Genomic DNA, 24,764 nt, shown 5'->3' with positions numbered 1-24,764 from the left:
TCCTTGCCCGTTATTCCCAGACGTAGGTTGCCGAGAGCTCGGGGTTTTCTTCCCAGGGGGCCTTGAGGTCACTCCAGACCTTGCTGGTGACCAGGCGCTTGATCTCCACGTAGAAGTTCACCGCGCCCTTGAAGCCCGCGTAGGGTCCGCCGTAGTCGTAGCTGTGCAGCTGCTTCATGGGCACGCCCATCTTCTGCACCGAGAACTTTTCCTTGATGCCGGCGCAGAACACGTCGGGCTTCAGGAGTTCGATCAGCTTGTCGGCCTCGTACTGGTTCAGGTCGTCGATGACGAGGGTGTTGGACTCCATCTGGGGCATCATCCCTTCGTAATCCTTGAAGGTGAAGCCTTCCGCGACAAGGCGCTTCAGGTCTTCTTCGGACTTGCGCGGGGCGAAGCGGGTGGAATCGGGCGTGACCTCGATTTCCTCGATGTTGCGGCTGTCGGCGTCCACCTTGATGGAGGGCATCACCTTGCGGCCTTCGTAGTCGTCGCGGTGGGCGAACTCGTACCCGGCGGCGATGGTCTTCATGCCCATTTCGGTGAACAGGTCCTGGTAGTGGTGAGCGCGCGAGCCGCCCACGAACAGCATGGCCGTCTTGCCTTCGGTGAAGGGCTTCACTTCTTCCAGGGCCGCGTACACGGCGGGCATTTCTTCGGCGATGACTTCTTCCACCCGGTCGATCAGCTTCTTGTCGCCGAAGTACTGGGCGATCTTGCGCAGCGACTTGGCAGAGGATTCCGCGCCGATGAAGTTCACCTTGATCCACGGGATGCCGTACTTGGTCTCCATCATTTCGGCCACGTAGTTGATGGACCGGTGGCACATGACGGCGTTCAGGTCGGCCTGGTGGGCGGTGGCGAAGTGCTCGTACGTGGAGTTGCCGCTGAAGGTGGACACCAGGGTGATGCCGCACTTTTCCAGCACGCGTTCCAGTTCAAAGGCATCACCGCCAATGTTGTACTCGCCCAGCATGTTGATCTTGTATTCGCCAAGCTTGGGGGTATCGTCCTCGCCCACCACGTGGGTGAAGATCTGGTTGTTGGCGATGTGGTGACCCGCGGACTGCGAGACGCCCTTGTACCCTTCGCAGCTGAAGGCGAAGATGTTGATGCCGAGCTTTTCCTTCATCTTGCGGGCCACGGCGTGAATGTCGTCGCCGATGAGGCCCACGGGACAGGTGGCGAAGATGGCGATGGCCTTGGGGTGGAAGGTGTCGTAGGCCTCCTGGATGGCCGCGATCAGCTTCTTTTCACCACCGAAGATGATGTCCTCATCCTGCATGTCCGTGGAAAAGGCGTAGGGCATGAAGTTTTCGGATGATTCCAGCGGCGCCTTGGTCTGGTTGCGCCGGGTGAGCCACGAATAGAACCCGCAGCCGATGGGCCCGTGCGTGATGTTCACGATGTCGCGGGTGGGGCCCAGGATAACGCCCTTGCACCCTGCGTAGGTGCAGCCGCGCATGGTGATGATGCCGGGGGTGGTGCGCACGTTGGCCTGCACCTCGGGCACCACGTCGCCGTCCTTCACGTCGTTGATGACGATCTGCTTGGCGCGCTTGCGGGCGACCTTGGTGGGATACTTCTTGAGCAGTTCTTCCTTGACGGTCGCGACGTCGGGGATGCTCTTGTGCTTCAAAGCCATGATGTACCTCGTTGCTAGCAGTAGGCGTGGTTGCAAGGTGTAGTTTTGTTCGCTGGCCAGGAAAACGAGGCGGCCGCGAGGGAACATACTCTTCTTGTATTTGACCGAGTCGGCGGCCGAAGTTTGACGCCGTCAGCGGGCAAAAGAACCCTTGCAACGCGCCTACAGGATGGCTTTGTCGCCATGCTCGGCGGTTCTCACACGGTGGGCTTCCGGAACAGCGGTGACGAAGATCTTGCCGTCGCCGGGCTTGCCCGTCTGGTTCACCTTGATCAGGGCCTCGACCACGTCGCTGACCTGGTCGTCGGGCACCACCACGGTGACCACGCGCTTTGAATACAGCCTGCCCTTTTCACCGAGCAGTTCCACGGCCTCTTCAAACCCTTCCTTGGCGCCTTCCAGCAGATCGCTGCTGACCAGCCCCTTGCCCCGACCGAAGGCTTCGTGCGCGTAAAAGCCGTTCACGCCCGCCTCGGTCAGCGCCTTCTTGGTCTGGTTCATCTTGTTCAGGCGCACTACGGCCATGATCTCCTTCATGCCGCGGCCTCCTCGACATCGGGTTCCTTCACGCCGGAGCTGATGGTGTAGACCTCTTCAACCGGGGTGACGAAGATCTTGCCGTCGCCGAAGGCGCCCTTGGCGCCCGTGCGGGCCGCTTCCATGATGGTGTCGATGACGAACTGCTTTTCGCTGGCCTTCACCACGCTGATCAGCAGGGTCTTCGGAATTTCGTCGTAGGTGATCTCGCCGATCTTGATGCCGCGCTGCTTGCCGCGCCCGGCCACAGACATCTTGGTCACGGCCGGGAAGCCTGCTGCCATGAGGGCGGCCAGCACGTCGTCGGATTTTTCGGGTCTCACGATGGCACGAACCATGATCATCATCGCCGTTCTCCTTCAGCTTGGGTGGCAGTCGTCTGTTGGGTTCTCATCAGGCCCGGACTAGGCTTCGAACAGGCCGTAATCCATCAGCAGCTTTTCCAGTTCCGCGATCTGGAGGGGCTTCGGCACCACGAACATCTTGTTTTCGTCGATGGCTTTCGCCAGATTGCGGTAGTGCTGGGCCTGACCGTGTTCGGGCGAGAACTCGATGACGGTCTGGCGGTGGATTTCGGCGCGCTGCACCTGGTTGTCGCGCGGGACGAAGTAGATCATCTGGGTGCCGATCTTGCGGGCCAGCTCCTCGATCATTTCCTTTTCGTTGTCCACGTTACGCGAGTTGCAGATAAGGCCGCCAAGGCGCACGGTGCCCGATTCGGCGTACTTCATGATGCCCTTGCAGATGTTGTTGGCCGCGTACATGGCCATCATCTCGCCGGAACACACGATGTAGATTTCCTCGGCCTTGCCGTCGCGGATGGGCATGGCGAAGCCGCCGCACACAACGTCGCCAAGCACGTCGTAGAACACGTAGTCCAGCTTCTGGTCTTCCTCGTAGGCGCCGAGGGATTCCAGCATGTTGATGGAGGTGATGATGCCGCGCCCCGCACAGCCCACGCCCGGTTCGGGACCGCCCGATTCCACGCAGAGGGTGGTGGAGTAGCCGGGCTTGCGGATATCATCGAGTTCCACGTCCTCGCCCTCGTCACGCAGGGTGTCGAGCACCGACTTCTGGGCCAGGCCGCCCAGCAGCAGACGGGTGGAGTCGGCCTTGGGGTCGCAGCCGACGACCATGACCTTGCGCCCCAGAGCTTCCGCGAGACCCGCGACGGTGTTCTGCGTGGTCGTGGACTTGCCGATGCCGCCCTTACCGTAGATGGCCACCTTTCTCATGATATCCTCCTGAAGATTCACGCCCGGCCTGGTGTTGGATTGGCCGGGGTGTGTTCGCCGTAACTGGCGTGCCCATGCAACGACACGCATAGGGCAAACCCCGTGCCAGTTCGCGAAATACAAATTAACACATTGAAATACCTGCATTTTACAGATCAAACGACTACTGCCGTACACGTCGTACGCTACACGTATGCAACTACCAATTTGTCGCATGCGACAAATCCGTTGCACCCGACATGTCCGGAACACGACGTGGGAAGTACGACAGGCAGGGTGGCGCGGCAAAACGGCAGGATTTGCGACGTGCGTGTACGGCGCGACGGGAAACACCGGCACGAAGGAATGCGTCGCCGTGTCAGCCATGCCGATCCGCAGGGGCACTAGGGGGTGCAGTGACATGCGGCCCGAACCCCCTATCGCCCAGCATGCGCACGGGGCCGACACACGGCGCGAGTAATCCGTGCCGTCTTGCGATGGGGTGCCCATTTGGCACTTACGACGCATGAATTTGGCACTGACGATGCATGCGATGATGCAACCGGTTCACGCGAGTCCGCCCCCCTCCTCCTCCACCGTCACCCGCGCGGTTCCAGCGCCAGTTCCTGTGAGGCCGGGGCGGCTCCGCCATTCTTCTCGGAGGCCGCATGCTGCTCGATACCACCTTGCGCGAAGGGGAACAGTCCTTCGGCACCTATCTGTCCATGACCGACCGCGAACGCATCCTGCGCGGCCTTGCCGCCGTGGGCGTGCCCGAGGCCGAGGTGGGCTGGGCCGGGCGCGACGACCTTGCGGACATGCTGGCCCTGGCGGCCCGCGTGGCCCCCGGCCTTGCCGCCGCCGCATGGTGCCGCTGCCGCCCCGAAGACCTGCGCGCCGCCGTGGCCTGCGGGGCGCGCCGGGTCTGCGTGGGGGTGCCCGTTTCCGATGCGCACCTGGCCCGGCGGCTGGGCCTTGGCAGGCCCGCCCTGCTCGACCAGCTGGCCGCCACGCTGGCCGAGGCGCGCATGCTGGGCATAGAGCACGTCACCGTGGGCATGGAAGATGCCTCGCGCGCGGACCGCTCCTTCGTGTTCGCCGTGGCGCGCCATGCCGCCGCGCACGGGGCGCACCGGGTGCGCCTGAGCGACACGGTGGGGCTGTACACCCCGCTGGAAGTGGCGGACATGGTGCGCGCGCTGCGCGCGGAACTGGAAGTCGCCCGGTTGGACGGCAGCGCCCCCCGCGCCCGCCGGGTGTCCATCGGCACCCACTTCCACAACGACTGCGGCATGGCCACGGCCAATGCCCTTACGGCCCTGGAGTGCGGGGCGGACTGCGCCGACGTTTCCGTACTGGGCCTTGGCGAACGGGCCGGGGTGGCCCGGCTGGAGGAACTGGCCGCCGCCCTGGTGGTGCGCGGCAGGGCCGCATTCGACCTTGCGCCCCTGCGGGGACTATGCGGTCACGTGGCCCAGGCCGCCTCGCTGTCCGTGCCGCGTCACTGGCCGGTTGCCGGGCGCGACATCTTTGCCGTGGAAAGCGGACTGCACGCCCACGGCGTACGGCGCGATCCCAGCCTGTTCGAACCCTTTCCGCCGGAACTGGTGGGCGGCAGCCGCCGGATGGGCGTAGGCCGCAAAAGCGGCGTCGCCGCCGTTGCCGCAGCACTGGCCGAACTTTCCATCCTGCCGCCGCCGGACCAACTGCCCGCCATCGTCGAGGCGGTGCGCGAACTTTCCGCCACCCTGCGCCGCCCGTTGACCCCGGCGGAACTTGGCGAACTGGCGGGCATTACCCGCAGCGAAAACGGTCCTTCCCCCGTACAGGCGGGCATCCGCCCCGATGGAGATGCCCTTGCTGTCCGGGACTCCGGCACACCTCTTTCCACCACGTCCCCGACCGCGAGCGCAGGCAACGGCACGCCCCGGCTGCCCCGCACTGGCGAAGCGGGTCGCGGACGCATACGGGAGGCATGACCATGCGCCTGTTCTGCACCACCTTGGCCGTAACCATGGCCTGCGCCATGCTGACGGCGCTTCTCCTCGGCCCGCTGCCCGCCTGACCGCGACCGAACACGGCAGCGCCGCGTCCACCAGGAGCGCGACAACGTCGTGGCGGCCCCGCGAACAACGGGCTCTGACACGGGGGCTGTCCGTTCCTTCCCGCGCGGAGGAGAACGGCAGCCCCTGTTCACGTTCACCAGTCCGGGCAGAACCCGGCAGCTTGCGCGTATCCGGGTGCGTCTGGCCGCATCTGGCCGCATCTGGCCGCGTCTGGCCGCGTCTGGCCACTTTCCCCGCACCGCCAAACAAAAAGAGCGGCCCTCCCCTTTCGGAAAGGACCGCCCACGCCAGGCAATGCTCGTGCCCCGCGTGCGGGGCATGTGTCTGGCCGCCCCGGCTACATGCCGAGGTAGGCCTTTTTCACGTCTTCGTTCACCAGCAGGTTGGCTGCCGTGTCTTCCAGGGTGATGCGCCCGGTTTCCATGACGTACGCGCGATGGGCGATCTTCAGGGCCTGGTTGGCGTTCTGCTCCACCAGGAACACCGTGGTGCCGTCGGCGTTGATCTTGCGGATGATGTCGAAGATCTGCTGGATGATGATGGGCGCGAGACCCAGCGAGGGTTCGTCCAGCAGCAGCAGGCGTGGCCTGCCCATGATGGCGCGCGAGATGGCCAGCATCTGCTGCTCGCCGCCGGAAAGGGTGCCCCCCGCCTGCTTGCGGCGCTGCGCAAGGATGGGGAACAGGCCGAAGATGTAGTCCAGGTCGCGGGCGATGCCGTCCTTGTCGTTGCGCAGGAACGCGCCAAGGTCCAGGTTTTCCTGCACCGTCAGGTCGGGGAAGATCAACCGGCCTTCCGGCACCTGGCTGATGCCCAGGCGCACGATCTCGTTGGGCTTCATGCCCTGGATGGGCTTGCCCTCGAAGAGCACCTCGCCGCTGCGCGGGGGCACCGCGCCGCACACGGTCATCAGCGTGGTGGTCTTGCCCGCGCCGTTGGCGCCGATGAGGGTGACGATCTCGCCCTGGCCGATGGTCAGGTTGATGTCGCGCAGGGCCTGGATATTGCCGTAGAAGGCATTGACGTTACGCAGCTCAAGCATGGGATTCCTCGCCCAGATAAGCCTTGATGACCCTGGGATTCTTGCTCACTTCCTCGGGGGTGCCCTCGGCGATCTTCGAACCGTACTCCATGACGTAGATGCGGTCCGACAGCGACATGACCATGCTCATGTCGTGCTCGATGAGCAGCACGGAAAGTTCGTGGCGCTCGCGGATCTCGATGACGAGTTCCTTGAGTTCGTGGGTTTCCTGCGGGTTCATGCCGGCGGCGGGTTCGTCAAGGCAGAGCAGGAAGGGTTCCGTGGCCAGCGCGCGGGCAATCTCCAGCCTGCGCTGGGCGCCGTAGGGCAGGTTGCGCGCCTCGTCCTTGTAGTGCTGGTGCAGGTTCACGCTTTTCAGCAGCGCGTAGCTTTCTTCCACGATGCGCTGTTCCTCGGCGCGGGTCCTGGGGTCGCGCAGCAGCGCGCCCAGAATGCCCGCACGGGTACGGCAGTGGCGCCCGATCATCACGTTTTCCAGCACGCTCATGGTGGGGAACAGCCGGATGTTCTGGAAGGTGCGCGACATGCCGAGCGCAGTGACCTGGCTGGCCTTCAGGCCGTTGACGGTGATGGTGCGGCCGTCGCGCGGGGTCACGTGCACGGTGCCTTCGGTGGGCACGTAGATGCCGGTGATGCAGTTGAAGAACGTGGTCTTGCCCGCCCCGTTGGGGCCGATGAGCGCCACGATCTCGCCCTGGCGCACTTGCAGGTCAACCTCGTTCAGGGCGCGCAGGCCCCCGAAGTTCATGGAAACGGAACGGACGTCAAGCACGGCGGCAGCCGCATTGGCGGTGGTTGCGGTCATCAGGCGTTGCCTCCGGCGGCGGGGCGCGCCGCGTCAGCACCGGCGCCTTCGGCGTCGGGCACGTTGTACTTGGTGCGCCCCGGCGAAACGAGGCCCTGCGGGCGGAAGACCATCATCAGCACCATGGTCGCGCCAAAGATGAGCATGCGGTACTCGGAAAACGCGCGCAGGTATTCGGGCAGCAGGATGAGCACCAGAGCGCCCAACGAGACCCCGATGACCGAGCCCATGCCCCCCAGCACCACCATGGCGAGCACCATGGCCGATTCGAGGAAGGTGAAGCTGGCCGGATTGATGAAGGTGGTCTTGGCCGCGAAGATGACCCCCGCAAAGCCCGCCCAGCACGCGCCCAGCGCGAACGCGGTGAGCTTGGTGGTGGTGATGTCGATGCCCATGGCCTGACAGGCTATTTCATCCTCGCGCAGGGCCTGCCACGCACGGCCGATGCGCGAATTCTTCAGGCGCGTCACCGCAAGGATGGTGACGATGACCGCCGCCAGGATGAGATAGTAGATGTAGGTGGTGGCGTCGCTGACCGAAAGCTGCATGCCCAGCAGGCCGGGCCGCTCGATGTTGGCGATGCCGCTGGGCCCCTGCGAGAAGCTGCTCCAGTTTTCCAGCACCAGGCGGATGATTTCGCCAAAGCCCAGGGTGACGATGGCCAGGTAGTCGCCGCGCAGGCGCAGCACCGGAAAGCCCAGCAAAATGCCGAACAGCGCGGCCATGGCCCCGCCGAGGGGCAGCACCGTCCAGAAGCCGAGGCCGAAGTTGCTGTTCAGGATGGCGTAGGAGTAAGCGCCCACGGCGTAGAAGGCCACGTAGCCCAGCACCAGCTGGCCCGAAAGGCCCACCACGATGTTCAGGCCAAGGCCCAGCATCACGTAGAGCAGCGCGGAAATCATGATGTTGGTCTGGTAGGTGGAAACCACCCACGGCAGCACCAGGAACGCGGCCAGCAGCACGGCCAGGGCGGGCACGGCGGCCTTGGGGTCGCTGCGCAGGCGTTCGAACCACGCGCCGCGCGCGGTCATGGCGCCCCCGGCGGCAGCTGCGCGCCCTGCTTCCTTGCGGGCCAGCATGAACCGCCACACGAAGGAAAGGACGAAAATGCCCGCGCCCATGCCCAGCATGTTCTCCCACCGCCATTCGATGGTCCCTTTCAGGCTGTCGACCCTGATGACCATGAGCGGAAAGGTCAGGAACATGAACCACAGGCTGACCAGTATGGATTTCTTGAGACCTTGCATGAAGACTTTCCTCGGAATGCGTCGTTGTGTCCTGCGTGTTCCGGCATCCGGCGGGGGGAGGGGCCGATGTCTGCGGGCTACCACAGGCAAGGCAGGGAAGGCCCTGAAACACGCGGGTAACCGCAGATAGGGCGGTGCCGCCACAAGCGGGATTCTTGTTCTCTGTCAGGGAAGAACGACGTTTTATGCAGGGAGCGTACTCTTATCGTACCCGACCGGAATAAAAAGGCGTTCTGGCGAAGACAGAGGACAAAAGGCACTTTGTGGGGGCGCCGCCTAGACCTTCTGGGTCTTGGCCTTGCCCAAAATGCCCGAAGGCCGGAAGATGAGGATGAGCACAAGCAGCGCGAACGCCAGCGCATCCTCGTAGTCGCTCGAAATGTACCCGGTGGCGAAGCTTTCGCACCAGCCAAGCACAAGGCCGCCCAGCATGGCGCCGGGAATGGAACCGATGCCGCCGAGCACGGCGGCGGTGAACGCCTTGATGCCCGCGATGAAACCGATGGCGAAGTTCACCTGCCCCACGTGCGAGGCGATGAGCACGCCGCCCACGGCCGCCAGCGACGAGCCGATGACGAAGGTGAGCGAGATCACCTTGTCGGCGTCGATGCCGAGCAGCATGGCCATCTTGCGGTTCTGGGCCGTGGCACGCATGGCCTTGCCCATGCGCGTGTACTTGATGAACAGCGTCAGCGCGGCCATGGACACGGCGGAGGTGACGATGATCAGCACCTCGCTGGCGCCCATGATGTGCGCGATGGGTTCAAGAAATTCGGGCTGCGGCACCAGGTTGGGAAACGGCATGAAGTCCGAGGTCTGGGCCAGGATGACGTAGTTCTGGAGAAAGATGGACATCCCGATGGCCGAGATGAGCGGCGAGAGGCGCGGCGCATCGCGCAGGGGCTTGTAGGCGATCTTTTCGAGCGTCAGGCCGTAGGCGGCACAGTAGATGACCGCCACCACCGCCGCGATGATCAGGATGGCCAGGGCCGGAAAGCCGTAGATGCCCAGCGCCCCGGCCACTATCAGCGCCGTGAACGCCCCCATCATGTACACCTCGCCGTGGGCGAAGTTGATCAGCTCGATGATGCCGTACACCATGGTGTAGCCAAGCGCGATGAGCGCGTAGATGGAGCCGCGCGTCAGGCCACCGAAGAAGAGTTCCCAGAAATACTGCCAATCCATTAGTGCCTTCCCGTACGTGCGCGGCCCTGGCCGCACCTTGTCAAAACTCGGGGGACGGGCCTCTGGCCCGCCCCCCTGTCATATCGGATGCTTTCCGTAGAACTACTTGAGTTCCACGTACTTGCCGTTCTTCACCTGGTACATGGAGAAGCCGACGCCTTCGGCATCGCCGCGCTTGTCGAACTTGATCTTGCCCACCGAGGTTTCAACGAATTCGGTGCGCAGGGCGTTCATGATCTTGGCGGAATCGGTGGAACCGGCCTTTTCGATGGCGTTCAGCAGGGCCAGCGACGCGGCGTAGGCTTCCTTGTAGAACGCGCCGGGCTCGGCGCCGAATTCCTTCACGTGGGCTTCGATGGCTTCCTTGTACAGGGGCAGCGTGCTCACGTCGCGGGAGCTGGAGGCGTACACGCCTTCGGCGTCCTTGCCAGCAACCTTGATGAAGGTGTCGTCCTTCACGCCGTCGTCGGACACGAAGGGCAGGTCCATGCGCTTCTTGCGCATCTGCTGCACGATCTTCGAGGCTTCGGGATGGTAGCCGCCGAACATCACGGCTTCGGCGCCGGAGTTGCGGATCTTCTGCACCACGGCGGAGTAGTCCACGGCGCCGGGGGTCACGCCTTCGAAGAGCACCACGGTGCCCTTGCCGCCCTGCTCGATGAACTGCTTGGCGTATTCGGCGTAGCCCTTGCCGTAGTCGCCCTTGTCGTGCAGCACGGCGATCTTCTTCTTGCCCAGCTTGTCGATGGTGAAATCGACGCCCAGCTTGGCCTGCTGATCGTCAGAGGCGATGGTGCGGAAGAAGTTGGGGTAGTCGCCGCTCTGGGTCAGGGCCGGGTTGGTGGCCGAGGGCGACATCAGCACGATGTTGGCTTCCTTGTAGATGGGAAGCGCGGCCTTGGTGGCGCCGGAGCAGATGTGGCCCAGCACAACGTTGGCGCCGTCGGACACCAGCTTGGTGGCCGCGTTGGTGGCCAGTTCGGGCTTGCACTGGTCGTCCTGGGGAATGACTTCCACCTGCTTGCCGAGCACGCCGCCCTTGGCGTTGATCATCTTGGCCACCAGCTTGGCGGCGTTGACCGTGGGCAGCCCGTAGGAGGCCAGGTCGCCACTGTGGGCACCGGCCACGCCGAACTTGATGGTATCCGCCGCAAACGCCGGGCAGGCCATAACGGCCACGGCAAGACCCGCAACAAGGCCCTTGAACCATCCTTTACGCATGCTCGATCCTCCGAAATGTTGACGAAACGAGTGAACAATATTGTAAAGACATTGCCGCAACGGCGACCACCCCGCGCACGCACGGCAATGCAGCGCGTCGGGCAGGAATGCCACCATCGACCAACGTTTTTTGATGCCACGGAATCCGGAAAGCTGTCAAATACTACCGGTTACGACAACTAGCCGATGTTTCGACGAAATTTCGGTGACACACCGCACGTTGCCATTTTTGGCACCACTTCGTGGCGGAAAAACCCGCGCCGGAGGTGCGGCCCTCCCTGGCGATATCCGGGGCGTCCGCACGCATGGGGCGAAGCGGCAATTTCCATTGCCTGTGGTGGATACTCGCATGCGCTACGTGGTGCGGTGCCACGCCGCCCCTCGTTTCAAACCGGGCGCACTGCCCTACCCCTGCATCGCTTCATCCGTCAAGAGCATCACGGCAGATTCAGCGGTTCCCCTGCCCACGCCGGTTCCCCTGCCGCGCCGGTTCACCCGCCGCGCCGGTTCACCCGCTCACGGAAGTTGCCCCAGCCCCACGCGCCTGCCCCCCTGCCGCGCCGTGGGCACGCGTTGCCCCGAAAAAGCGACACCGCCGCCGGAGACAGCTCCGGCGGCGGCGGGCCCGTGGGCCAGTCGCATCGGCCGCCCGACACGGGGTGCGGCAGGCAGGAGCGGCCGTACGACTAAATTCCGATGTGGGGCGAGGGGGGGGGGCGGCGTTGCCCGGCCCACGTCCGGGCCGCCCGCGTGCCCGGCAAGTACGGAACACTCGGGGCGCTCGCAACATTCGGGCTGCCGGAAGCCTTAAGGGTTACGGCAGCTTATTCCGGCGCGGCCCGCACCAGCAGCACGTCGCAGGGGGCGTCGCGGGTCAGGCGGGCCACGGCGTCGCGCATCACTTCAAGCCCCCGCGTGAACGGACTGGACAGCACCAGCAGGTCGTAGCCCTTGGCCGCATGCTCGCGGATCACGTCCACCACGTCGCCGGGAGCGGTCAGCAATGCACCGGGCACGTCGCCCCTGCGTTCCAGGAAGGCGCGCGCGCTTTCCGCCGCCGCCTTCTCTTCCAGCCCCTGCATGTATTCCAGAAAGCCGATGCGCGAATTGCAGCCCGACAGCCAGTCGTGCCCGGTGAACACGTCCCACGTGGCGTCGATGACGAACAGGGCGTCCAGGGTGGCGCCCTTCTCTCGGGCGATGCGGATGGCCTCGTCCACGGCACGGCGTGCGCCGGGTCCGTCGTCAAGGGCAAGCAGCAGCTTCATGGGCGGGTTACCGGACGAATTAACGGGCGACTTCATGAGGCATGTTCTCCGTAGGCGGGGTGGCGGGCGGCCTTGAGCCGCCCGCCGGATGTCTGGCGTATGCGATGGTGCGGTCGGGGGATTCCCCGCGACCACCATTATTATGGGCAGTTCTGGAACTGCTGGCGCTATGAGGATTTTTGTTCTCTGCCAAGGAAGAGAGATTTTTTATGAAGGGAGTATACTCTTTGGTATTCGACCGGAATAAAAAATCTTTCTACCGCAGGCAGAGGGCAAAAGGCCCATAGCGCCAAGATGGCTAGGGAAGGGTGCCCTTCTCGTGCTCAAGCACCACGATGGTCTGCTTGCCCTTCTTCAGGGCGTCGCCGGGCTTGCCGGAAATCTTCAGCACCTTGCCGTTGGCCTTGGCGGTGAAGCTTTCCACGGCAACCTTCTCTTCCATCACGTTGTTGACCCACTTCTTCTTGACCACTTCCAGCGAATAGAGCTTGTCGCCCTTCTTCACGTCGGCGCCTTCGGCCACGAATATCTCCACCAGCTTGCCGTCCTGCGAGGCCTTGATGCCCACCGAGGGCACGATGAAGGCCATGTAGGTCAGCACCACCACCACGATGAGGGCGGAAGCGAAGATGGCGGCCACGTCCTCGTGGCGATCGCTCTTGAATACGGTAAGGGACTTCTTCTTGTCGGACATGTGCGTTCTCCTCGTGCGGGCGGGCCTAGAAGGCGCCTTCCTTCGGAATGAAGGCCAGGATGATGATCATGGCGATGACGTACTTGGTGACGCCCGCGATGAGCCCGATGCGCAGCGGCGTGCCGCCCGCAGCCTTGATTTCGCGCACGTCGATGTACGCGCCAAGGCCCACGAGGCCGATGCCGAACACCCAGGCCATGACGTCGCGCATCAGGTGCAGCGTCTCGGAGCCTTCGGCGCCGATGATGTGCAGCGAGGACAGCGCGGTCATGCCGATGAAGCCCAGCACGAAGATGGGGAACTTGGAGGCAAGGATGGAAGCCAGGCTGACGTGTTCGGCGTCGGCCTCGCCCTTCCAGTACCAGGCGGTGATGAAGAACACCACGAACGGAATGCACAGCACGCGCACCACGTTCCAGATTTCGCCATAGGCCACGGCGGTGCCGGGGGCGAAGTTGGGGTTGAAGGCAAGGCAGGTGGCCAGCACCTGGCCGGAGTTCAGGATGCCCGTGCCCACCCAGGCGCCGAACTGGTAGTCCGACAGGGACAGCATCTTGCCGATGAACGGGCTGACGAACATGGTCATGATGCCGAAGCCGAGAATGGTGGCGATGGACAGGGCCAGGTCCACCGGCTTCGCGCGCACGCCGGGCGCGGTGGCCACGGCGGCGGAAACGCCGCACACGCCGCAGGCGGCGGCCATGGTGGCGGTGACGGAACGGTCGGCGCCCAGGCGCTTGCCCAGCCACAGCACGAAGATGGCCGTGCCGAACACGAAGGCCACGATGAGCGTGATGGCCACGCCGCCGACCTTCAGCAGCTTGTCGAAGGTGTACAGCGAACCCAGCATGATGACGCCGGTCTTGATGAACAGGCGGGTGGTGCGGAAGCCTTCCTCCGCCCAGGCGGGAATCTTTCCGCCGAACAGGATGTTGCGATAGAACATGCCCGTCAGGATGGACAGCAGGATGTAGTTCAGGCTCAGCACCTGCACCAGCCAGCCCTTGCTGCCGAACACCACGGCGTCCTTCATCCACGGCTCCACGTACACGCGCAGCACGTACAGCGTGCCGATCATCACCGCGAGACCGGGCACGATGGCCAGTATCTTACCGAAAAGCCCCTTGTCTTCCATTGCGTTGCATCTCCTGGGGGTTGCGTGACCTGTGAACGGATGCCCCGACGTGTCACCCCGCCGCGCCCATCTTGCGAACATGCTGCGAGCATGACGCGGGCATGACGCGAGCATGCTGTGGGCATGGCGCGGGCATGGCCCGCCGGTGCATCGTCCCTTTTCCTTGTCCCTTGCCGGTGCACGACCAGTGGCCGGGCGCCGGATAGTGCCCACCCCTTCAGCAAGACGCGGACCATTTGGCCCGGAGGCATCCGGAATCATGAATTACGGAAGGTTGCGCAAGTCTGGCACGAGCCTGCCTGCTAACTCGCGGCAGCACCCGCAGCCGATGCAACGCAGATTGCGGCACGCAGGTTGCCCTTTGCCCCGCCTGTGCTAGACATCGGCCATGCGGCGCCACTGACGGCCCAACCGCGCGGGCATGCCAACCTGAACGACCGCCGGACAGGCCCCGCCTGCACCGGACCACCTGGCCGAACCACCTGAACGGAACCGCCCGAACTGGCGAAGCAGGCCTGTCGCTGCCCCCTTCATGTATTGATGCGCCGCGCAAGGAACCACGTGATCCGACTCACGCCCCATTCGTTGCAGGCCCGCTTCCTGCTGGGCCTTCTGCTCATCCTCGCCTGTCTGGGCGGGTTCTTTGCCCTGTCGTTGTTCATGCACCTCGAACGGCTGGTGGAAAACGAGGCCCGCGACCGCGCGGCGCTCATTCTCTCGCAGGCCGAGGCGGTGCAGAGCTACGTGCGCAACACCCTGCGCCCTGCCATGTATAGAACCCTCTCCGAGGACACCTTCGTCATCGAGGCCATGTCCACCTCGTTCGTCACCCGCGCGGTGATGAACGACAACAACCTGGCCCACGACCGCTTCACCTACCGGCGTGTGGCCGTGGGCGCGCGCAACCCCACCTACGAGGCCTCGGACCTGGAACGCGCCCTCATCGAACGGTTCCGCGAAGACCCGGAACTGACCCGCGTGGAGGACGTAACCGAAGAAAACGGTGAACGGCTGTTCATCACCGCAAAGCCGGTGCGTTTCGAAGCCTCGTGCCTGCGCTGCCATGGCGACCCGGAACTGGCCCCGCCCGTGCTGCTGGCCATGTACGGGTCGGAGCGCGGCTTCTGGCGCAAGACCGGCGACCTTGCGGGCATGACCATGGTGGCCCTGCCCATGGACCAGGCCGTCAGCGGCATGACCGATGCGGTGACGTCGTTCGGGGTGCTGTTCGCGGGCGGGGCGCTGGTGCTGTTCGCGGTGATCCACGTGTTCTTCAATCGGCTGGTGGTGCACAACCTGCGCCGCATGGGCGGGGTGATGCGCCGCCACTTCCCGGACGAGGCGGACATGACCATGCCCCGGCGCGGCCACCCGGACGTGGGCATCGACGACCTGCTGGGCGACATGGAATCGCTGGCCCTGCACCTGAGCGAGGCGCGGGCCAAGCTGCGCGACTACGCGGCCAACCTGGAAGGCATGGTGCACGAACGCACCGTGGACCTTGCCACCGAGGCCACGGCCCGGCGAACCGACGTGGAGCTGTTCGTGGGTCTGCTGGACCGCCTGAACCGCAGCAGCGGCAAGGGCGAGTTGCTGGCTGCCTCGCTGGCGCTCATTGCGCGGCGCTTCGGGGCGGACCGGGCGGCCTACGCCTGCGTGCTCTCGGCCAGCGACTTCCACGCCTGGCCCGACCGCGCGGTGCGCCCGGAACTGCCCCCCGACTGGCACGACATGGCGGCGGAGGGCACCCCGCGCCTGACCGCGCGCGCCTGGTTCATCCCGGTGCAGACCAGCGACACCACGCGCGGCCTGCTGTGCCTGTTCTGGGACGCGGACCACGCCAGCGGCCCCGGCACGGCGGACCTGGCCCAGGCCGTGGGGCGGCAGCTTGGCATCGCCATGGACAACCTGGACGCGCTGGACAACCTGCTGCGCCAGAACGCCCTGCTGGATTCCATCTTCGAGGGCATTTCCGACCCGCTGCTGCTGCTGGGCGGCGATGGCCGGGTGGTGCTGGCCAACAGTTCCGCCCGGCGGCTGACCCGGTCACTGACGTCCGCCCCAAACAAGGAAGACAAGGGAGACGGGGAGAACGGTGGAGAAGGGGGCGCCACCGGCATCGGCGGGCCGGGCTTGGCCGAACTGCTGGACGCGGCGGACATCGCCGCGCGCATGGGCGATGGCCCGGTGTCGCGCGCGGTGACCCTGCGCGACGGGCGGTCCTTCGCGGTGAACGCCTACCCGCTGGGGGGGCGGCTGGAACGGGGCGGGCGCACCGTGGCCTACCTGCGCGAAACCACCGACGAACGCCGCATGCTGGAGCGCGTCCAACAGCACGAAAAACTGGTGGCCGTGGGCAAGCTGGCCGCAGGCCTGGCCCATGAAATCAACAACCCGCTGGGGGTCATCCACTGCTACGCCGACCTGCTGCGCGCCGCCGCCACCGACGGGCAGGCCCAGGCGGACATCGACGTGATCATGCGCCACACCGAGCAGGCCCGGAAGGTGGTGCGCGACCTGCTGGACTTTGCCCGGCCCAAACAAGCCGAACGCGGCCCCTGCGACGTGGCCGACGTGCTGGCGGGCCTGGCGGACGTGTTCCGGCCCAGGGCGCGGGCCGCGCGGGCGCGCATCGTGCCCGACCTGCCGGTTGCGCCGGGCGCCCCCGATGCGCCGGACGGAACGGCAGGCGGCGGCTGTGCCCCGCTGCCGCCGGTGCTGGCCGATCGCAGCGGGCTGGAACAGATTCTCACCAACCTGCTGCTCAATGCGCTGGATGCCGTGGAAACCGACGGGCCGATCATGCGCGACGCCCCGGCCCTGCGCGACGCAGAGGACGAGGGGCGCCCCCGGCGACGCGGGGTGGTTGTGCTGTCCGCGCGCCGCCTGGCCGACCCATCGGGACAGGACGAGGTGGTGGTACACGTCATCGACAACGGCCCCGGCATCCCGGAAGAGCACCTGCCCCGACTGTTCGACCCGTTCTTCACCACCAAGGCCGCCGGACGCGGCACGGGGCTGGGCCTGGCCGTGGTCTTCGGCATCATGCGGGACATGGGCGGGCGCATCGAGGCGCGCAACCTGACCCCGGCGGACCTTGCGCCCGCCGCCATGGGCGGCCTGGCCTGCCGGGTTGATCTGGCCGCCCTTTTCGCCGAGGCCGCCGAAACCGATTATGCCCCGATCAACCAATCCGGCCACGCCGTCGGGTCCGCGCCTGATTCACCTGATGCGCCCGATGCGCCGGGCCGCATCCCCGGACTGGCAGGGCTGCCGGGACTGACGGGACTGGCGGGACTGGCGGAACGGGCAGAACTGGCGGAACTGGCAGAACTGACGGAACTGGCGGGATTGGCCGAATTGGCGCGCGGCGCGGTATTCACCCTTCACCTGCCTGCGGCGGACCGGGAGCACCCGGCCCCGCTTACGGAGCACGACGCATGACCACGCCCCACGAGACCATCCTGGTGGTGGACGACGAGGCGGACTTCGCCAACGGCCTGGCCCGCCAACTGCGCGCGGGCTTTCCGGACGCGGAGGTACTGGTAGCCACCAGTGGCCGGGCCGGGCTGGACCTGCTGGGCCGTTGCGACCCCGCCGTGTTGCTGACCGACCTGCGCATGCCCGACATGGACGGGCTGGAACTGATGGCCCACGCCCAGACCCAGGACGCCACCCCCAGCGTCATCCTGCTCACCGCGCACGGCACCATCGAGACGGCGGTGACGGCACTCAAAAACGGGGCCTACGACTTCCTGACCAAGCCGGTGCGGCGCGAAGACCTGTACCGCGCCGTGACCAAGGGGCTGGAACGCTGCCGTTTGCTGCGCGAAAACCGCCAACTGCGCGAGGAAATGTCGCGCACGGGGCTGGAGCGCACGCTGATAGGCGAAACCCCGGCCATGCGCAGGCTGAAGGAAACCATCGCGGCGGTGGCCGCGTCGGACTACACGGTGCTGGTGCGGGGCGAATCGGGCACCGGCAAGGAACTGGTGGCCGCATCCATCCACGCCCTGTCCGGCAGGACGCAGCGGCCCATCGTCAGCGTGCACTGCCCGGCCATTCCGGACCAGCTGCTGGAAAGCGAACTGTTCGGCCACGTGAAGGGCGCGTTCACCGGGGCGGAGCGTTCGCGCAAGGGGCTGTTCATGTCCGCCGCCGGGGGCACCATCGTGCTCGACGAAATCGGCGACATCTCGCCCGGCATCCAGACCAAGCTGCTGCGGGTATTGCAGGAACACGAGATCCGCCCCGTGGGTTCCAGCGGCACGGTGAAGGTGGACGTGCGCATCATCGCCTCCACCAACCGGGCGCTCGAGGCGCGGATCAGGAGCGGGGAATTCCGGGAGGACCTGTTCTACCGGCTCAACGTGCTGACCATCCACACCCCGCCCCTGCGCGACCGCGCCGACGACATCCCCCTGCTGGCCGACCACTTTCTGGCCCAGACCTGCCGCGAAATGCAGATAGCCCCAAAGCGCCTTTCGCCAGAGGCCATGGCCTGCCTGTGCGGGCGCGAATGGCCGGGCAACGTGCGCGAGTTGCAGAACTTCGTCCGGCGGCTTGCGGTGTTCTGCCCCGGCCCCACGGTGGAAATGGCCCACCTGCGGCTGGTGGACGGCCCCGCCGACTGCGCCGCACCCGTGGCCGAGGCAGCGCTTACCCCGTACAAGGACGCCAAGGCCCACGTGGTGGACGAGTTCACCCGGCGCTACGTGGAGCGGCTGCTGGAGCGCACCGAAGGCAACATCTCGGAGGCGGCCCGGGTTTCCGGGCTGGAGCGGGTGTCATTGCAGAAGATATTGCGGCGGCTCGGCATCGGCGGCGCAGGCAGGGAGTAGATTGCGCGGGCGGCGCGGCCCGCCGTCTTTCGCCGCAGCCCGCAATGCGCCCTTGCTTTCACTGGCCGGTATCCTGCCGGTGCCTGCTTGCCTGCCCGCCTACGAGTGCTATCTTGTACCAACGGGTATCCCATCTCCCGCCCCTGCCACCCCGCCTGCCGCGACGTGCCACCAAATCCCCTGCCGTCCGGCACACCTGTCATCAGGCGATCCCGTTAGCAGCAGGCGTTCCCGCCATCCGTCGCCCCAACCATTCGGAGGCTCGCATGCTTGACCGCAGACGCTTCATGCAATCAATACTGGCTGTTGCCTCACTGGCCACCCTGCCCGCCACCACGGCCAACGCCGCCACGGGTGGAACTGGAACCGGCGCATCCTCCTCGCCGCCCGCATCCCCCGGCACGCAGGTGCCCGGCTTCTTCCGCCTGCCCGTGGGCGGCGTGACGGTATTCGCGCTGTTCGACGCCCACGGCAAACTCGATCCAGCCATCCTGCACGGGGCCGACCGCAAGGACATCGACGCCCTGCTGGAGAATGCGGGCATCCCCGCCGGGCAGCCCGCCACCAGCAACGTGAACTGCTTTTTGCTGGACGCCGGGACGCGCCGGGTGCTCATGGATACCGGGGCGGGGGCCTTCTTCGGCGCACGGGGCGGGCATCTGCCCACCAACCTGCGCGCGGCCGGGTACGCCCCGGAGCGCATCGAGCATGTGCTGCTCTCGCATCTGCACCCGGACCACGCGCTGGGCCTGGTGGACGCCGCCGGGGCACGGGTGTTTCCCAATGCCAGCGTGCACGTGAGCGCACCGGAACTGGACTACTGGACCAGCGACGCCACCCTGGCCGCCGCACCGGAGGGGCGCAAGGCCGGGTTGCTGGCCCTGCGCAAGGCGCTGGCCCCCTACAAGGATGCTGGCAGGCTGCACACCTTCGTGCCAGGGACCGCACCCCTGCCCGAGGTTCCGCAGGTGACCTCGGTGGACCTGCCCGGCCACACTCCGGGGCACTGCGGCTTCCGCGTGGCCTCGGGCGGAGCGTCGCTGCTGTTCTGGGCGGACATCATCCACAGCACCCCGGTGCAGTTCGCCCGACCGGAGGTGTCCATCGACTTCGACGTGGACCAGAAGGCCGCCGTGGCCACCCGCCTGCGCCTGCTGCCCCAGGTGGCCGCCGAAGGCTGCTGGGTGGCCGGGTCGCACCTGCCCTTCCCCGGTCTTGGTCGGGTGCGGGCCAGGAATGGCGGCAAGGACGGCTACGCCTGGCTGCCCGTGAATTACGCCGACGGGCTGTAGTCAAGGAGGGCGGTAGCCGCCCTGCCTCATCCCCAGAGCCCGCAATGAGCAACGCGCCGCCCGGCAGATACCGGGCGGCGCGTTGGTGCTGGAAATGGGTGGAGAACCGGAAGGATCGTCGCGCGTCACGCGCCCGAAGCGTCCGCAGAAGTGGCTGCGGGCGCTGCGACGGGCGCGTTCGGGGGCGTCAGCACGCCCGCGTAGTGCTTGCGCGCGGCCAGCCAGGCGCGGGACACGGCAAAGGACGCCTCGTCGTGCGGCTCCAGGGTGGCGGTGGGGTGCAGCCCGCGCGCGATGAGACCGCCAAACAGGTCGTCCAGCGGAATGGTCCCGGTGCCCAGGCCCAGGTGCTGGTCGTCGCTGCCGTCGTTGTCGTGTAGGTGCAGGTGCGCCAGGCGCGGGGCGAAGGCATCCAGCCAGCGCCGCATGTCGCGCCGCTGCGCGCCCCGCGCGAAGCTGTGCCAGTGCCCGGCGTCGAAGCAGATGCCCGCGCGGGCGCCGAACTGGAGGACCAGGGCATCGACCAGCGCGGCCACCGGCTCGGGGTCGCGCTCGTGGGTATTTTCGATGTGCACGGGGGCGTCGCACGCGCCCAGCACCGCCGCCCAGGTGCCGCAGGCCCGTTCCAGCCACGCATCCAATGCCGCATCATGCTGGCTGTGGTCGAAGGCGGCATGCCCCACCATGTGGCGGGGGGCGTACAGGGTGGCCAGTTCCGCCGCGCGGCGCAGGGTGTCGCGGCTGGCGGTCAGCACGGAATTGTTGAGGCTGCCGGGGTGCAGGTCGAAGAACGGCAGGTGCACCGCGCAGGGCAGCCCGGCATCGGCCAGACGGCGCGCGATGTCGCGGTGCCAGTCCTCGGACAACTCCTGTACGGCGAAAGTGTCGATGCCCAGTTCCGGGGCCAGCCCGTCGGCCACGAAACGGTTGAGCCACGCGGGGTCGCCCGCGACCCAGCTGAGGGGAAGATTCACGAAGGTGTGCATGGGGGGCGTGTAGCACAGCGCCCGCACGGGGCCAACCACGCATCGCGGGACCGGGCCGGAGCGGAAGCCGCTGGACGCCACCACCGGCCCGCCGAAAAAATGCCCCTGCCCTGTTTTGCGCCCACCATCTGCCGTTCCGGGCAGCCGAACCCCATTTTTTGGGCATCCGGAACCCGTTTTCGCGCGGCCTGTCTCGGTTTCCATACCTCCTGCTTCTTTTTTCGCGCTGTCGACCTGTTGCGCCGCGCATCCGCAAAAACACCCTGTCCCCCTCACGCCCCGTACCGCCTTAATCCGGACTGAAACAGGCCAGTTTGCAACCGCTTACAGACGCGATTTTAATCAGTTATTTTAGCAAGTAACAACGCACCCTCAAAGCCTTCGGACAACCCCGATTTTCCGCAGAATGTGCTTGACGCACCCTTGATAATCGCATACCCCTCCGGTAGGAATTATTCCATACCCTAGAAGTAGGGTATTCGCGCGCCTTCCGGCCGACGCCAACGACCGGAAAAACCCCGGCGAGTGCCTCTGACGATGCCCGCAACAATGCGGAATAACAGGACACACGCCAGGATAGCGCGTACGCCACAGGGAGGAACCACGATTCGGACCACACGCGGGTGCCCCGGCATGGGGGGCATCGGCGCGGTTCCGTTTCGTGGCAGGGCTCTGTCCGAACGTGCCGCCGCGCAAGCCGCAGGGAACCGGCTGGCGGCACGCCGACTGAGGGTTGTCAGAGGAAGCGTTTCACTCATTTCAAAGGACTGCCACTATGATGAACGCGAAATCACTGCTGCGATGGGCGGGAGCTCTGGTCGCCGTGGCTGCGGTCACGGTCTTCGGACTGGATGCGCGGGGCACGACGAAGCCCCTTCCCGGCTCCACCGGCGAGCAGCGCGCCGACCTGGTGGAAATCGGCGTCATGGCGAAATTCGGCGACCTGGAGTTGCCGAAGGTCACCTTCCCGCACGATCGGCATTCCGAGGCCGTGGCCAAGGCCGCCGCGCCCGGCAAGGAATGCGCCACCTGCCACAAGAATGACGACAAGGGCAAGATGTCGCTCAAGTTCATGCGCCTTGAGGACACCACTGCCGCCGACCTGAAGAATATCTACCACGCCAACTGTATCGGCTGTCACACCGAGCAGGCCAAGGCGGGCAAGAAGACCGGGCCGCAGGACGGCGAATGCCGCTCGTGCCACAACCCGAAGCCCATGGCCTCTTCGTGGAAGCAGATCGGACTCGACAAGTCGCTGCACTACCGCCACGTGGCCTCCAAGGCCATCGCGCCGGTGAACGACCCGCAGAAGAACTGCGGCGCCTGTCACCACGTGTACGACGAAGCCGCCAAGAAGCTTTCCTGGGGCAAGAACAAGGAAGACTCCTGCCGCGCCTGCCACGGCGATGCGCGCGTGGAAAAGAAGCCTTCGCTGCGCGAAGCCGCGCACACCCAGTGCATCACCTGCCACCGCAGTGTTGCCGCCGCCCCGGCCAAGGCCGATAGCGGCCCGGTTTCCTGCGCGGGCTGCCACGACCCGGCCATGCAGGCCAAGTTCAAGGTGGTGCGCGACGTGCCCCGCCTGGAACGCGGCCAGCCCGATGCCGCCATGGTCCTGCCCGTAGTGGGCCCCGGTGCCAAGGATGCGCCCAAGGGCATGAAGGGTTCCATGAAGCCCGTGGCCTTCAACCACAAGGTGCACGAAGCGGCCAGCAACACCTGCCGCGCCTGCCACCACGTGAAGATCGACAACTGCACCACCTGCCACACGCTGGAAGGCGTGAAGGACGGCAACTTCGTGCAGATCGAGAAGGCCATGCACCAGCCCGATTCCATGAAGAGCTGCGTGGGCTGCCACAACCAGAAGGTGCAGGCTCCGTCCTGCGCGGGCTGCCACGGCTTCATGAAGACCGGTGCCAAGCCCCAGCCCGAAGCCGCCTGCGCGGTGTGCCACGCCGACCCGGTGGGCATGGACGCCAAGGCCGTGGCCGACGGTGGCCTGCTGAAGGCAACCAAGGAGCAGCGCGCCGACGTGGCCGCCGCCACCCTGGCCGCCCGCCGCACCACCAAGGGCACCCTGTCCGTCGACGACATCCCCGAGTTCGTGACCATCGGCGTGCTGTCCGACAAGTACGAACCCTCGAAGCTGCCGCACCGCAAGATCGTCAACACCCTGATGGCCGCCATCGGCGACGACAAGCTGGCCGCCACGTTCCACACCGACAAGGCCACCGTGTGCGCGGGCTGCCATCACAACAGCCCCCTCAGCAAGACGCCGCCTAAGTGCGCCAGCTGCCATGGCCAGCCCTTCGACGCCGCCAAGGGCGACCGCCCCGGCCTGAAGGCTGCCTACCACCAGCAGTGCATGGGCTGCCACAACCGCATGAAGCTGGAAAAGCCCGCGGATACGGCCTGCGCCGAGTGTCACAAGGAACGCGCGAAATAGGAAACCGGTAAGGAGTTATCCATGAACAGGAGAAGATTCCTGACCCTGCTGGGCACCGCCGGTGTTTCCACGGCCATGAGCGCTGTAGGCGCGAAAAAGGCCGTCGCGGCGGGCAACCAGAGCTTCAAGGGATACAAGGACAGTTACGGGGTGCTGCACGACACCACCCGCTGCATCGGCTGCCGCAAGTGCGAGCAGGGCTGCAACGAGGTGAACAAGCTGCCCGCGCCCAAGGTGAAGTTCGACGACCTGACGGTGCTTGAAAAATCGCGCCGCACGGACGCGAACAACTGGACGGTGGTCAACAAGTACAACGTGGCCGGCCTGGACCATCCGGTGTTCCGCAAGCAGCAGTGCAACCACTGCCTGGAACCCGCCTGCGCCTCGGCCTGCTTCGTCAAGGCCTTCACCAAGAACCCCGACGGCTCCGTCACCTACGACGGCAGCCTGTGCGTGGGCTGTCGCTACTGCATGGTCGCGTGCCCGTTCAACGTGCCCGCCTTCCAGTACGACGAAGCCTTCGACCCGCTGATCCAGAAGTGCACCATGTGCCACCCGCGCATCCAGGAAGGCAAGCTGCCCGGCTGTGTCGAGGCCTGCCCCAAGGAGGCCCTGACCTTCGGCAAGCGCGAGGACCTCGTGCGCATCGCCCACGACCGCATCCGCAGCAACCCCGGCCGTTACCAGGACCACGTCTACGGTGAACTGGAAATGGGCGGCACCGCGTGGATGTATCTGGCTGGCGTGCCCTTCGAGGCCGTGGGCCAGCAGGAAATGGGCACCAAGTCCGCGCCGGAATACACGGCGGGGGCCTTGGGCTCCGTGCCCATGGTGGTGGGCATCTGGCCAGTGCTGCTGACCGGGGCCTACGCCATCTCCAAGCGCAAGGAAAAGGTTGCGGCCGAAGAGCGCGAAGAAGCCGTGCAGGCCGCGCTGGACAAGGCCAAGACCGAGGCGACCAAGGCCATGGATACCGCCCTGGCCAAGGCGGCCAAGGAGAAGGACGCCGCCGTGACCCGCGAGGTCAAGAAGGCCATCGAACAGGCGGAGCAGGCCTTCGAAGAGAAGTTCGCCGCCCTGCGTGCCGAAGGCCAGAGCGCCGAAAGTGGCGACGACGGCGAAGGCAAGGAGGATGCATAA

General features: G+C 65.9%; 19 protein-coding genes. 6 read left to right on the top strand and 13 right to left on the bottom strand.

The annotated features are described in order from the left end of the window. Positions 1-10 precede the first annotated feature (10 nt). The 4 genes from nifD to nifH form a co-directional block, all read right to left on the bottom strand. On the bottom strand, positions 11-1,645 hold the full coding sequence (nifD, locus tag ABWO17_RS07035) for a nitrogenase molybdenum-iron protein alpha chain (RefSeq protein ID WP_353117004.1): 1,635 nt from the start codon (positions 1,643-1,645) through the stop codon (positions 11-13). Positions 1,646-1,807: 162 nt separating this feature from the next. Continuing rightward, on the bottom strand, positions 1,808-2,182 hold the full coding sequence (locus ABWO17_RS07030) for a P-II family nitrogen regulator (RefSeq protein ID WP_015946242.1): 375 nt from the start codon (positions 2,180-2,182) through the stop codon (positions 1,808-1,810). Continuing rightward, positions 2,179-2,529 carry a P-II family nitrogen regulator gene (locus tag ABWO17_RS07025; RefSeq protein ID WP_353117001.1) on the bottom strand — a complete coding sequence of 117 codons (351 nt, stop codon included), beginning with the start codon at positions 2,527-2,529 and terminating at the stop codon, positions 2,179-2,181. The genes ABWO17_RS07030 and ABWO17_RS07025 overlap by 4 nt, the downstream gene beginning before the upstream one ends. A gap of 57 nt (positions 2,530-2,586) precedes the next feature. Further along, positions 2,587-3,417: a nitrogenase iron protein gene (nifH, locus tag ABWO17_RS07020; RefSeq protein WP_007526558.1), complete on the bottom strand. Its 831-nt coding sequence runs from the start codon at positions 3,415-3,417 to the stop codon at positions 2,587-2,589. Between the two features lie 647 nt (positions 3,418-4,064). Between nifH and ABWO17_RS07015 the strand changes: the two genes are divergently transcribed. Then, entirely contained in the window at positions 4,065-5,375 is a 1,311-nt protein-coding gene (locus ABWO17_RS07015; RefSeq protein WP_353116999.1) for a LeuA family protein, read from the top strand. A 424-nt stretch (positions 5,376-5,799) separates the two neighbouring features. Here the strand turns inward: ABWO17_RS07015 and ABWO17_RS07010 are convergent, their stop codons facing one another. From ABWO17_RS07010 to ABWO17_RS06975, 8 genes are all read right to left on the bottom strand, one after another. Beyond that, complete coding sequence (locus tag ABWO17_RS07010; RefSeq protein WP_353116997.1) at positions 5,800-6,504, bottom strand: ABC transporter ATP-binding protein; 705 nt, start codon at positions 6,502-6,504, stop codon at positions 5,800-5,802. Then, positions 6,497-7,309, bottom strand: a complete 813-nt coding sequence (locus ABWO17_RS07005; protein ID WP_353116995.1) for an ABC transporter ATP-binding protein — start codon at positions 7,307-7,309, stop codon at positions 6,497-6,499. The genes ABWO17_RS07010 and ABWO17_RS07005 overlap by 8 nt, the downstream gene beginning before the upstream one ends. Beyond that, entirely contained in the window at positions 7,309-8,556 is a 1,248-nt protein-coding gene (locus tag ABWO17_RS07000; RefSeq protein ID WP_353116993.1) for an ABC transporter permease subunit, read from the bottom strand. Before ABWO17_RS07000 ends, ABWO17_RS07005 begins: the two co-directional genes overlap by 1 nt. A 276-nt stretch (positions 8,557-8,832) precedes the next feature. Next, complete coding sequence (locus ABWO17_RS06995) at positions 8,833-9,741, bottom strand: branched-chain amino acid ABC transporter permease (protein ID WP_167122166.1); 909 nt, start codon at positions 9,739-9,741, stop codon at positions 8,833-8,835. Positions 9,742-9,843: 102 nt separating this feature from the next. Further along, entirely contained in the window at positions 9,844-10,962 is a 1,119-nt protein-coding gene (locus ABWO17_RS06990) for a branched-chain amino acid ABC transporter substrate-binding protein (protein ID WP_353116991.1), read from the bottom strand. A gap of 824 nt (positions 10,963-11,786) precedes the next feature. Continuing rightward, entirely contained in the window at positions 11,787-12,266 is a 480-nt protein-coding gene (locus ABWO17_RS06985) for a universal stress protein (RefSeq protein ID WP_353116989.1), read from the bottom strand. A 262-nt stretch (positions 12,267-12,528) separates the two neighbouring features. Beyond that, the gene (locus ABWO17_RS06980; protein ID WP_353116987.1) at positions 12,529-12,924 is read right to left on the bottom strand and encodes a biotin/lipoyl attachment domain-containing protein; all 396 of its coding nucleotides are present in this window, start codon (positions 12,922-12,924) and stop codon (positions 12,529-12,531) included. A 25-nt stretch (positions 12,925-12,949) separates the two neighbouring features. Next, entirely contained in the window at positions 12,950-14,059 is a 1,110-nt protein-coding gene (locus ABWO17_RS06975) for a YeiH family protein (RefSeq protein ID WP_353116986.1), read from the bottom strand. A gap of 561 nt (positions 14,060-14,620) precedes the next feature. Here ABWO17_RS06975 and ABWO17_RS06970 point away from each other — a divergent pair. The 3 genes from ABWO17_RS06970 (at position 14,621) to ABWO17_RS06960 (ending at position 20,192) form a co-directional block, all read left to right on the top strand. Then, entirely contained in the window at positions 14,621-17,503 is a 2,883-nt protein-coding gene (locus tag ABWO17_RS06970; RefSeq protein WP_353116984.1) for a c-type heme family protein, read from the top strand. Next, positions 17,500-18,900, top strand: a complete 1,401-nt coding sequence (locus tag ABWO17_RS06965) for a sigma-54-dependent transcriptional regulator (RefSeq protein ID WP_353116982.1) — start codon at positions 17,500-17,502, stop codon at positions 18,898-18,900. Before ABWO17_RS06970 ends, ABWO17_RS06965 begins: the two co-directional genes overlap by 4 nt. 266 nt (positions 18,901-19,166) lie before the next feature. Further along, positions 19,167-20,192: an MBL fold metallo-hydrolase gene (locus tag ABWO17_RS06960; RefSeq protein ID WP_353116980.1), complete on the top strand. Its 1,026-nt coding sequence runs from the start codon at positions 19,167-19,169 to the stop codon at positions 20,190-20,192. 125 nt (positions 20,193-20,317) lie between these two features. On the opposite strand, the gene ABWO17_RS06955 is transcribed toward ABWO17_RS06960, so the two are convergent. Next, the gene (locus tag ABWO17_RS06955) at positions 20,318-21,166 is read right to left on the bottom strand and encodes a sugar phosphate isomerase/epimerase family protein (protein WP_502914883.1); all 849 of its coding nucleotides are present in this window, start codon (positions 21,164-21,166) and stop codon (positions 20,318-20,320) included. 787 nt (positions 21,167-21,953) lie between these two features. Between ABWO17_RS06955 and hmcA the strand changes: the two genes are divergently transcribed. Further along, positions 21,954-23,624, top strand: a complete 1,671-nt coding sequence (hmcA, locus tag ABWO17_RS06950) for a sulfate respiration complex hexadecaheme cytochrome HmcA (protein ID WP_353116978.1) — start codon at positions 21,954-21,956, stop codon at positions 23,622-23,624. A 21-nt stretch (positions 23,625-23,645) separates the two neighbouring features. Continuing rightward, entirely contained in the window at positions 23,646-24,764 is a 1,119-nt protein-coding gene (gene hmcB / locus ABWO17_RS06945; RefSeq protein WP_353116976.1) for a sulfate respiration complex iron-sulfur protein HmcB, read from the top strand.

It is taken from the genome of Nitratidesulfovibrio sp. (genome assembly GCF_040373385.1).
GTDB lineage: Bacteria > Desulfobacterota > Desulfovibrionia > Desulfovibrionales > Desulfovibrionaceae > Cupidesulfovibrio.
Note: the sequence above shows the minus strand (reverse complement) of the source record. Positions and strands in the feature narration are given on the sequence as shown.

Bases quoted from the DNA above. Each gene is read 5' to 3' on its own strand.
- nifH (WP_007526558.1), bottom strand. From the start codon at position 3,417: ATGAGAAAGGTGGCCATCTACGGTAAGGGCGGCATCGGCAAGTCCACG.
- hmcB (WP_353116976.1), top strand. From the start codon at position 23,646: ATGAACAGGAGAAGATTCCTGACCCTGCTGGGCACCGCCGGTGTTTCC.
- ABWO17_RS07030 (WP_015946242.1), bottom strand. From the start codon at position 2,182: ATGAAGGAGATCATGGCCGTAGTGCGCCTGAACAAGATGAACCAGACC.
- ABWO17_RS06965 (WP_353116982.1), top strand. From the start codon at position 17,500: ATGACCACGCCCCACGAGACCATCCTGGTGGTGGACGACGAGGCGGAC.
- ABWO17_RS06990 (WP_353116991.1), bottom strand. From the start codon at position 10,962: ATGCGTAAAGGATGGTTCAAGGGCCTTGTTGCGGGTCTTGCCGTGGCC.
- hmcA (WP_353116978.1), top strand. From the start codon at position 21,954: ATGATGAACGCGAAATCACTGCTGCGATGGGCGGGAGCTCTGGTCGCC.
- ABWO17_RS06960 (WP_353116980.1), top strand. From the start codon at position 19,167: ATGCTTGACCGCAGACGCTTCATGCAATCAATACTGGCTGTTGCCTCA.
- ABWO17_RS06985 (WP_353116989.1), bottom strand. From the start codon at position 12,266: ATGAAGTCGCCCGTTAATTCGTCCGGTAACCCGCCCATGAAGCTGCTG.
- ABWO17_RS07015 (WP_353116999.1), top strand. From the start codon at position 4,065: ATGCTGCTCGATACCACCTTGCGCGAAGGGGAACAGTCCTTCGGCACC.
- ABWO17_RS07025 (WP_353117001.1), bottom strand. From the start codon at position 2,529: ATGATGATCATGGTTCGTGCCATCGTGAGACCCGAAAAATCCGACGAC.
- ABWO17_RS07000 (WP_353116993.1), bottom strand. From the start codon at position 8,556: ATGCAAGGTCTCAAGAAATCCATACTGGTCAGCCTGTGGTTCATGTTC.
- ABWO17_RS07005 (WP_353116995.1), bottom strand. From the start codon at position 7,309: ATGACCGCAACCACCGCCAATGCGGCTGCCGCCGTGCTTGACGTCCGT.
- ABWO17_RS06975 (WP_353116986.1), bottom strand. From the start codon at position 14,059: ATGGAAGACAAGGGGCTTTTCGGTAAGATACTGGCCATCGTGCCCGGT.
- ABWO17_RS06995 (WP_167122166.1), bottom strand. From the start codon at position 9,741: ATGGATTGGCAGTATTTCTGGGAACTCTTCTTCGGTGGCCTGACGCGC.
- nifD (WP_353117004.1), bottom strand. From the start codon at position 1,645: ATGGCTTTGAAGCACAAGAGCATCCCCGACGTCGCGACCGTCAAGGAA.
- ABWO17_RS07010 (WP_353116997.1), bottom strand. From the start codon at position 6,504: ATGCTTGAGCTGCGTAACGTCAATGCCTTCTACGGCAATATCCAGGCC.
- ABWO17_RS06980 (WP_353116987.1), bottom strand. From the start codon at position 12,924: ATGTCCGACAAGAAGAAGTCCCTTACCGTATTCAAGAGCGATCGCCAC.